Origin of the sequence: Actinomycetospora aurantiaca, from assembly GCF_037401875.1 — a bacterium.
In the GTDB taxonomy this organism is placed as follows: Bacteria; Actinomycetota; Actinomycetes; order Mycobacteriales; family Pseudonocardiaceae; genus Actinomycetospora; species Actinomycetospora aurantiaca.
Map to the genome: position 1 here is coordinate 50,472 of NZ_JBBEGN010000026.1, position 9,518 is coordinate 59,989.

General features: G+C 75.2%; 9 protein-coding genes. All 9 read left to right on the top strand.

The window, feature by feature from the left end:
* The first annotated feature begins 21 nt into the window (after nt 1-21).
* Nucleotides 22-1,053 (top strand): N-acetyl-gamma-glutamyl-phosphate reductase, encoded by a 1,032-nt coding sequence (gene argC, locus WCD74_RS28290; protein WP_337698274.1) that lies wholly within the window; start codon nt 22-24, stop codon nt 1,051-1,053.
* Nucleotides 1,050-2,210, top strand: coding sequence for a bifunctional glutamate N-acetyltransferase/amino-acid acetyltransferase ArgJ (gene argJ / locus WCD74_RS28295; protein ID WP_337698262.1), 1,161 nt, complete (start codon nt 1,050-1,052; stop codon nt 2,208-2,210). The genes argC and argJ overlap by 4 nt, the downstream gene beginning before the upstream one ends.
* Nucleotides 2,207-3,121 (top strand): acetylglutamate kinase, encoded by a 915-nt coding sequence (argB, locus tag WCD74_RS28300; protein ID WP_337698263.1) that lies wholly within the window; start codon nt 2,207-2,209, stop codon nt 3,119-3,121. The genes argJ and argB overlap by 4 nt, the downstream gene beginning before the upstream one ends.
* Nucleotides 3,118-4,329, top strand: a complete 1,212-nt coding sequence (locus WCD74_RS28305; RefSeq protein ID WP_337698264.1) for an acetylornithine transaminase — start codon at nt 3,118-3,120, stop codon at nt 4,327-4,329. Before argB ends, WCD74_RS28305 begins: the two co-directional genes overlap by 4 nt.
* 68 nt (nt 4,330-4,397) lie before the next feature.
* A complete protein-coding gene (gene argF, locus WCD74_RS28310; protein WP_337698275.1) occupies nt 4,398-5,321 on the top strand; it encodes an ornithine carbamoyltransferase in 924 nt (307 codons plus the stop codon).
* Nucleotides 5,318-5,938, top strand: a complete 621-nt coding sequence (locus WCD74_RS28315) for an arginine repressor (RefSeq protein ID WP_337698265.1) — start codon at nt 5,318-5,320, stop codon at nt 5,936-5,938. Before argF ends, WCD74_RS28315 begins: the two co-directional genes overlap by 4 nt.
* On the top strand, nt 5,935-7,365 hold the full coding sequence (gene argH / locus WCD74_RS28320) for an argininosuccinate lyase (RefSeq protein WP_337698266.1): 1,431 nt from the start codon (nt 5,935-5,937) through the stop codon (nt 7,363-7,365). Before WCD74_RS28315 ends, argH begins: the two co-directional genes overlap by 4 nt.
* Complete coding sequence (locus WCD74_RS28325; protein ID WP_337698267.1) at nt 7,362-7,991, top strand: DNA-3-methyladenine glycosylase; 630 nt, start codon at nt 7,362-7,364, stop codon at nt 7,989-7,991. The genes argH and WCD74_RS28325 overlap by 4 nt, the downstream gene beginning before the upstream one ends.
* 18 nt (nt 7,992-8,009) lie before the next feature.
* The gene (tyrS, locus tag WCD74_RS28330) at nt 8,010-9,299 is read left to right on the top strand and encodes a tyrosine--tRNA ligase (protein WP_337698268.1); all 1,290 of its coding nucleotides are present in this window, start codon (nt 8,010-8,012) and stop codon (nt 9,297-9,299) included.
* Nucleotides 9,300-9,518 lie beyond the last annotated feature (219 nt).

Sequence of the window (9,518 nt, forward strand, 5' to 3'; positions counted from 1 at the left end):
CTTCCGTGATCGTGCATAGTCATTCGCATGCGGATCGCGGTGGCCGGGGCGAGCGGGTACGTGGGAGGTGAGCTCCTGCGGCTGGCGCTCGGTCATCCCGAGGTGGAGATCGGGGCGCTGACCGCGGGGGACTCCGCGGGCAGTCTGCTCGGTGCGCACCAGCCGCACCTGTCGACCCTGGCCGACCGCCCGATCGTGGAGACCACGCCGGAGGCGCTCGCGGGGCACGACGTCGTCTTCCTGGCCCTGCCGCACGGGCGGTCGGCGGAGCTCGCCGCCCGGCTCCCGGACGACGTGCTGATCGTCGACTGCGGGGCGGACCACCGGCTGCACGACGCGGCGGCCTGGCAGCGCTGGTACGGCGGGGAGCACGCCGGTCACTGGCCCTACGGCCTCCCGGAGCTGCCCGGCGCGCGGGAGGCGCTGCGCGGCAGCCGCCGGATCGCGGTGCCGGGCTGCTACCCGACCACGGCGACCCTCGCCGCGCTGCCCGCGGTGGCGTCCGGCCTCGTGGCCCCCGAGGTGAGCGTCGTCGCCTTCTCCGGCACCTCCGGCGCCGGCCGGTCCGCCAAGCCGCACCTGCTCGGGTCCGAGGTCATGGGCTCGGCGACGGCCTACGGGGTCGGCGGCGCCCACCGCCACACCCCGGAGATCGTGCAGAACCTCTCCGTCCTCGGCGCCGGCCCGGTCCGGGTGTCGTTCACCCCGGTCCTCGCGCCGATGCCGCGCGGGATCCTCGCGGTGGCCAGCGCGCCGCTCGCCGACGCCGGGGTCGACGCGGCCCAGGTGCGCGAGGCCTACGCGAAGGCCTACGCCGCGGAGCCGTTCGTCCACCTGCTGCCCGACGGCGCCCAGCCCGCCACGAAGAGCGTGGTGGGCGCGAACGTGGTGCAGGTCCAGGTGGAGGTCGACGCCGACGCGGGGCGCCTGGTCGCCACCGCCGTGATCGACAACCTCACCAAGGGCACCGCCGGCGGGGCGTTCCAGTCGGTGAACGTGGCCCTCGGGCTCGAGGAGACCCTCGGGCTCCCCGTCGCCGGGCTGGCCCCGTGAGCGTCACCGCCGCCGCCGGCTTCCGGGCCGCCGGCGTCCGGGCCGGCCTGCGGGCCCACGGCGAGCGCCCCGATCTCGCGCTCGTGGTGAACGACGGCCCGTCCACCACGGCGGCCGGCGTCTTCACCCGCAACCAGGTCCAGGCCGCGCCGGTGCTGTGGTCCCGGCAGGTGCTGCGCGAGCGCTCGCTGCGGGCCGTGGTCCTCAACGCCGGCGGCGCGAACGCGTGCACCGGCCCGGACGGGTTCGCCGACACCCACCACACGGCCGAGAAGGTCGCGCAGGTCCTCGGGTGCGGCGCGGTCGAGGTGGCGGTGTGCTCCACCGGCCTGATCGGGGTGCGGCTGCCGATCGACTCGCTGCTCGCCGGGGTCGACGACGCCGCGGGCGCGCTCTCCGACGACGCCGCGGCCGGCTCGCGGGCGGCCACGGCCGTCCTCACCACCGACACCGTCGACAAGCAGGCCGCCCGGTCCCGCGACGGCTGGACCGTCGGCGGGTTCGCCAAGGGCGCGGGCATGATGGCGCCCAGCCTCGCGACGATGCTCGTGGTCGTCACCACCGATGCCGTCCTCGACGCCGACGCCGCCGACCGGGCGCTGCGCGCGGCCACCGCGACCACGTTCGACCGGCTCGACATCGACGGTTCCACGAGCACCAACGACACGGTGCTCCTGCTGGCCTCCGGTGCCTCCGGGGTGACACCCGACGAGGAGACCTTCGCCGGCGAGCTGCGTGAGGTGTGCGCGGAGCTCGCCCGCGGGCTGCAGGCCGACGCCGAGGGCGTCACCAAGCGGATCGCCGTGACCGTCAGCGGCGCGGTGTCGGACGCCGAGGCGCTCGTGGCCGCCCGCGCGGTGGCCCGCGACAGCCTGGTCAAGACCGCGCTCTTCGGCTCCGACCCGAACTGGGGCCGGATCGCGGCCGCGGTCGGGGCCGCCGAGGCCCGGGTCGAGCCGGAGACGCTGTCGGTGACCGTGAACGGGGTCCTGCTCTGCGCCGCCGCGGCCGCGGTGGGCGACCGGTCGGCGGCCGACCTCTCCGGCCGGGACGTCGACGTCCGGGTCGACCTCGGGCTGGGCGCCGGGACCGCGACGGTGCTCACCACCGACCTGTCCCACGCCTACGTCGAAGAGAACAGCGCGTACTCGTCATGAGGTCGGCCACCACCTCGCACGAGGAGGCCCAGGCCAAGGCCGCGGTGCTGGCCGAGGCGCTGCCGTGGCTGCGGGAGTTCCAGGGCGCGATCGTCGTCGTCAAGTACGGCGGCAACGCCATGGTCGACGACGAGCTGCGCCGCGCCTTCGCCGAGGACATGGTCTTCCTGCGCCTCGCCGGGATCCGCCCGGTCGTCGTGCACGGGGGCGGCCCGCAGATCTCCGCGATGCTCGGCCGGCTGGGCATGGACGGCGAGTTCCGCGGCGGCCTGCGGGTGACCACGCCCGAGACGATGGACGTGGTGCGGATGGTGCTGGTCGGGCAGGTCGGCCGGGAGCTGGTCGGCCTGGTCAACGCTCACGGACCGCTCGCCGTCGGCATGTCGGGGGAGGACGCGCAGCTGTTCACCGCGGCCCGGCGCACCGCCACGGTGGACGGCGAACAGGTCGACGTGGGGCTGGTCGGGGACGTCGTGGCCGTCAATCCCGCCGCCGTGCTGGACCTGGTGGCCGGGGGGCGCATCCCGGTGATCTCCACCGTCGCCCCTGACGCCGACGGTGTGGTGCACAACGTCAACGCCGACACCGCCGCGGGCGCGCTGGCGGTCGCGCTCGGCGCTCGCAAGCTCGTCGTCCTCACCGACGTCGAGGGGCTCTACACCGACTGGCCCGACCGCGCGAGCCTGCGCACCGAGATCGGCGCGGACGAGCTCGCCGGGCTCCTGCCCGGGCTCGCGAGCGGCATGATCCCCAAGATGGAGGCCTGCCTGCGGGCGGTCCTGGGCGGCGTGCCCCGCGCGCACGTCATCGACGGCCGGGTGGCGCACTCGGTCCTGCTCGAGGTCTTCACCAGCAAGGGCGTCGGGACGATGGTCGTCCCCGCCGAGGAACCCGGAGGAGGTCCCGCATGACCACGTCAGCACCCACCGGTGAGGACCTCCGCCGCCGCTGGTCGGAGACGATGATGGGGAACTACGGGACCCCGCCGATCGACCTCGTCCGGGGCGAGGGCGCCCGCGTCTGGGACGCCGACGGACGCGAGTACCTCGACCTGCTGGGCGGGATCGCGGTGAACCTGCTCGGGCACGCCCACCCCGCGGTCGTCGAGGCCGTGACCCGGCAGGTCGGCACCCTCGGCCACACGTCGAACCTGGTGATCAATCCGCGCACGGTCGAGCTGGCCGAGCGGCTGCTCGAGCTGTTGGGCGCGCCCGGCGGCCGGGTCCTGATGTGCAACTCGGGCGCCGAGGCGAACGAGGCGGCCTTCAAGATCGCCCGGCGGACGGGCCGCTCGAAGATCGTGTCCGCCGAGGGCGGCTTCCACGGCCGCACCATGGGCGCCCTGGCCCTGACCGGGCAGCCCGCGAAGCGCGAGCCGTTCGAGCCGATGCCCCCGGGCGTGCAGTTCGTGCCCTACGGCGACGTCGAGGCCCTGCGGGCCGCCGTCGACGGCGACACGGCCGCGGTGGTCCTCGAGCCCATCCAGGGCGAGGCCGGCGTCATCATCCCGCCCGAGGGCTACCTGCAGGCCGCCCGCGAGATCACCACCGCCGCGGGCGCGCTGCTCGTCGTCGACGAGGTGCAGACCGGCATCGGGCGCACCGGCGTGTGGTTCGCCCACCAGCGCGCCGGCATCGTCCCCGACGTCGTGACCCTGGCGAAGGGCCTGGGCGGCGGCCTGCCGCTCGGGTCCTGCATCGGCATCGGTCCGGCCGCCGACCTGCTCGGCGTCGGCCAGCACGGCACCACGTTCGGCGGCAACCCCGTGTGCTGCGCCGCGGCGCTCGCGGTCCTGGACACCATCGTCGCCGAGGGCCTGCTCGACCGGGCGGACACCCTCGGCAAGGACCTCGGAGCCCGGATCGAGGAACTCGACCATCCGCTGGTCGACCACGTCGACGCCGCCGGGCTGCTGCTCGGCGTCGCGCTCACCACGCCCGCGTCCCCCCAGGTCACCGCGGCCGCGCTCGAGTCCGGGTACCTGATCAACGGCGCCGTGCCGGGACGGGTCCGCCTCGCCCCACCCGCGGTCGTCACCGACGAGCAGGTCGACGGGTTCCTCGCGGCTCTGCCCGACGCCCTGACCCGGGGAGCGGCGGCCGCGGAGGGCTCGTCGTGAGCGCCCCGTCCCTCGCGGCCGGCGGAGGCGCCGCCGTCGGCGGTCCGGCCCGCCCCGGCCCGCGCCACCTGTTGCGCGACGACGACCTCTCCCCGGCCGAGCAGGCCGAGGTCCTCGATCTCGCGGCCGCGATCAAGGCCGACCCGTACGGGCACCGGCCGCTCGCGGGACCCCGTGCGGTCGCGGTGATCTTCGACAAGCCGTCGACGCGCACCCGGGTCTCGTTCCAGGTCGGCATCGCCGCCCTCGGCGGCACCCCGGTCGTGATCGACGGCCGGGACGCCCAGCTCGGCCGGGGCGAGAGCATCGCCGACACGGCCCGGGTGCTCTCGCGCTACGTCGACGCGATCGTCTGGCGCACCGGGGCCGACGAGCGGATCCAGGAGATGGCCGCGCACGCGGGCGTGCCGGTGGTCAACGCCCTCACCGACGGCTTCCACCCCTGCCAGGTCCTGGCCGACCTGCAGACGATCGTGGAGCGGCAGGGGCGCACGGCCGGGCTCACCCTGACCTACCTGGGAGACGGGGCGAACAACATGGCGCACTCGTTGCTGCTCGGCGGCGCCACCGCCGGGATGCACGTGCGGATCGCCTCGCCGGAGGGCTTCCACCCCGACCCGGCCGTGCTGGCCGACGCGCGGACCCGGGCGGCCGACACCGGGGGCTCGGCGACGGCCGTCATGGTGGGCAGCCGGGCGGCGGCGCTGGAGGCCGCGGCGGGCGCCGAGGTGCTGGTCACCGACACGTGGACCTCGATGGGACAGGAGGAGGACGGCCTCGACCGGGTCGCGCCCTTCCGGCCCTGCCGCATCGACGACGAGCTGCTCGCCGGGGCGGCCCCGGACGCCACGGTGCTGCACTGCCTGCCCGCCCACCGCGGCGACGAGATCACCGCGGAGCTGCTGGACGGCCCGACGTCCGCGGTGTGGGACGAGGCGGAGAATCGGCTGCACGCGCAGAAGGCCCTGCTGACCTGGCTGCTGGAGCGATGACCCCGGCCGACGAGGCGGTCGGCACCGAGCACGGGCCGGCGTCCGAGCCCGTGCCCGACCCCCGGATCGCCCGCGAGCGTCTCGAGCGGCTGCGCCCGGTCACCAGCCGCGCCTCCCGCCAGGCCCGCATCGTCGAGCTGATCAGCACCCGCGAGGTGCACAGCCAGGGCGAGCTCGCCGCGATGCTGGGCCGGGAGGGCGTCGAGGTCACGCAGGCGACGCTGTCGCGCGACCTGGACGAGCTCGGGGCGGTCAAGCTGCGGGGGGCCGACGGCGGCGCCGGCCGCTACGTGGTCCCCGACGACGGGAGCCCGGTGCGCGGGGTCACGGGGGGCACCGACAGACTGTCCCGGCTGCTCGCGGAGCTGCTCGTGTCGGCCGACCACTCCGCCAACCTGGCGGTGCTGCGGACGCCGCCGGGCGGGGCGCACTACCTCGCGAGCGCCATGGACCGGGCGGCGCTGGCGGAGGTGGTCGGGACGATCGCCGGGGACGACACCGTCCTCGTGGTCGCCCGGGAACCGCTCGACGGCGCCGGGCTCGCCGCGCTGCTCACGAACCTCGGCGCCCGGTCCACCGCACGACGCCCACAGCAGGACGAGGAGGACCTTCGGTGACGGCGGGATCGGGCGCGGCGCTGTGGGGCGGGCGGTTCTCCTCGGGGCCGGACGCCGTCATGGCGGCCCTGTCGAAGTCCACCCAGTTCGACTGGGTCCTCGCTCCGTACGACATTGCGGGCTCGCGCGCGCACGCCCGGGTGCTCCACGGCGCCGGGCTGCTCGACGAGGCCGAGCTCGCCGGGATGCTGGACGGGCTGGCCCGGCTGGAGGACGACGTCGCGAGCGGGGCCTTCGTCGCGGCCGAGGCCGACGAGGACGTGCACACCGCGCTGGAGCGCGGGCTCATCGAGCGGGTCGGCCCGGACCTCGGCGGGAAGCTGCGCGCCGGGCGCTCCCGCAACGACCAGATCGCCACACAGCTGCGGATGTGGCTGCGCGACCGGCTCCGGGAGCTCGCCCGCGGCGTCTGCGACGTGGTGGACGCGCTCGTCGGGCAGGGCCGGGCCCACCCGGAGGCGGTCATGCCGGGCCGCACGCACCTCCAGCACGCGCAGCCCGTGCTGCTCGCCCACCACCTCGGTGCCCACGCGCAGGCCCTGCTCCGCGACGTCGAGCGCTGCCGCGACCTCGACCGCCGCCTCGGGCTCTCGCCCTACGGGTCGGGGGCGCTCGCCGGCACGTCGCTCGGCCTCGACCCGGCCGCGGTCGCCCGCGACCTGGGGTTCCGCGACGCGGTCGACAACTCCATCGACGGGACGGCCTCCCGCGACCTCGCCGCCGAGGGCGCCTTCGTGCTGGCGATGGTGGCCGTGGACCTGTCCCGCATCGCGGAGGAGCTGATCCTCTGGGCCACTGCGGAGTTCGGGTACGTGACGCTGGACGACGCCTGGTCGACCGGCTCGTCGATCATGCCGCAGAAGAAGAACCCCGACGTCGCGGAGCTCGCGCGCGGGAAGGCGGGCCGGCTCGTCGGCAACCTCGCGGGCCTGATGACCACGCTCAAGGCCCTGCCGCTCGCCTACAACCGCGACCTCCAGGAGGACAAGGAGCCGCTGTTCGACTCGGCCGCCCAGCTGGCGATGGTGCTCCCCGCGATGGCGGGCATGATCCGCACGCTGACCATCCACACCGGACGGCTGGCCGAGCTGGCCCCGGCGGGCTTCAGCCTGGCCACCGACATCGCGGAGTGGCTGGTGCGCCGGGGGGTGCCGTTCCGACGGGCCCACGAGGCCGCCGGCGCCTGCGTGCGGGCCGCCGAAGCGCGCGGCGTCGGCCTGGACGAGCTGACCGACGACGAGCTCGCCGGCTGCGACCCGGCCCTGACCCCGCACGTCCGCAACGTGCTCACGGTCGCCGGGTCGATCGCCTCGCGCGACGCGCACGGCGGGACCGCCCCGGCGCGGGTCGCGGAGCAGTACGACCGCGTCGTCGGCGCCGTCATCGAGGCCCGGGCGTGGGCGGCGCGGCCGATCGACCGGCGGTGAGCGAGCTCCTCACGCGGGCCGAGCTCGCCGTCGAGCCGCTCGAGGCGGCTCGGCGCCTGCTGGGCCACGAGCTGGTGTCGGACACCCCCGAGGGCGAGGTCCGGGTGCGCATCGTCGAGGTCGAGGCCTACCGCGGCGACGACGACCCCGGCTCGCACTGCTACCGCGGACGCACCCCGCGCAACGACGTGATGTGGGGCCCGGCCGGACACCTCTACGTGTACTTCGTCTACGGCATGCACTTCTGCGCGAACGTCGTCGCGCGGGGCGACGGGGAGCCCGGCGCGGTCCTGCTCCGCGCCGGCGAGGTGCTCTCCGACCGGGCTCTCGCGCACGTCCGGCGACCGACGGCGCGGGGCCGCGACGCGGAGCTGGCCCGTGGTCCGGCGCGGCTGTGCACGCTGCTGGGGCTCGTCCGCGAGCACGACGGGACCGACGTGCTCGACCCCGCATCCCCGGTGCGCCTGGAACGCGGACGGGAGGTTCCCGACGAGGCGGTCCGGCGTGGGCCCCGCGTCGGTGTCGCCGCGGGCCAGCAACGCCCGTGGCGACTGTGGGTCGACGGCTCCCGTGCGGTGACGCCGTACAAGGCGGGACGCCCTCGCCAGGACGGTGTCGACTGGTAGGCGGGCCCACGCGCCACAATGGGCGCCGTGACCGCACCCCACGTCCTCGACGACCTCGCCTGGCGAGGGCTGATCGCCCAGAGCACCGACCTCGACGCGCTGCGGCGCGACCTCGACGCGGGCACGGTCACCCTGTATTCCGGGATCGACCCGACGGCGCCCAGCGCCCACATCGGCCACCTCCTGCAGTGGCTGACCCTCGCCCGCTTCCAGCAGGCCGGGCACCGGCCCATCGCCCTGGTCGGCGGCGCCACCGGCCTCATCGGCGACCCGAAGCCGACCTCCGAGCGGACGCTGAACGACCGGGAGGTCGTCGCGAGCTGGGTCGAGAAGATCGGCGCCCAGCTGCGTCCGTTCCTGGACTTCACGGGCGGGAACGCCGCCCTGCTCGTCAACAACCTGGACTGGACCGAGGGTGTCTCGGCGCTGGACTTCCTGCGTGACCTGGGCAAGCACTTCCGGGTGGGCCGCATGCTCGCGAAGGAGGCGGTGAGCCGGCGCATGGAGTCCGACGAGGGCATCAGCTACGCCGAGTTCTCCTACCAGATCCTGCAGTCCTATGACTTCCTCGAGCTCTTCCGCCGCTACGGCTGCACCATCCAGACCGGGGGCAGCGACCAGTGGGGGAACCTCACCGCGGGGATCGACCTGATCCACCGCGTCGAGGGCCGCTCGGTGCACGCCCTGGGCACACCTCTGATCACCAAGGCCGACGGGTCGAAGTTCGGCAAGACCGAGGGCGGCACCGTGTGGCTCGACGCCGCGCTGACGAGCCCGTACGCCTTCTACCAGTTCTGGATCAACGCCGAGGACGCCAAGGTCGGCGAGTACCTGCGGGCGTTCACGTGGCGGTCGCACGAGGAGATCGAGGACCTGGAACGGCAGACCGCGGAGCGCCCGCAGGCCCGCGCCGCCCAACAGGCGCTCGCCGAGTCGGTGACGACCCTGGTGCACGGCCCGGAGGAGGTGGTCCGCGTCCAGGCCGCGAGTCGGGCCCTGTTCGGGCGGGGCGAGCTCCGGGACCTGGACGCTCCCACGCTCGCCGCCGCACTGGCCGAGGTCCCGTCGGCGACCGTGGCGCGGACGGCCCACCCGACCATCGTCGACCTGCTGGTGGACACGGGGCTGGCCACGGGACGGGGGGCCGCGCGCCGGACCGTCGCGGAGGGCGGGGCGTACGTCAACAACACCAAGGTCGAGGCCGAGGACTGGACGCCGGCGGAGGCCGATCTGCTGCACGGCCGGTGGCTCGTGGTCCGTCGCGGGAAGCGCACGACGGCGGGTGTGGAGCTCGTGTCGGCGGGATGACGGCCGTGGGTCGGGCGGGAAACCCCGCCCGACCTGCGGTGATCCCGAAAGGGGACCCCCCTCGATCGGGCCCTCACGGCCCGTGTAAAGTTCTCCATGTCGCCAGGCCGGAGGGGTTGCCCCGGGGTCTGGAGGCGGGATAGGTTCGAGAGGTTGCCCTCCAGCCGGTCTGGTAGGGTTGATCCTCGAGCGGGACACCGAGCGGTGCGCCATCCCTGG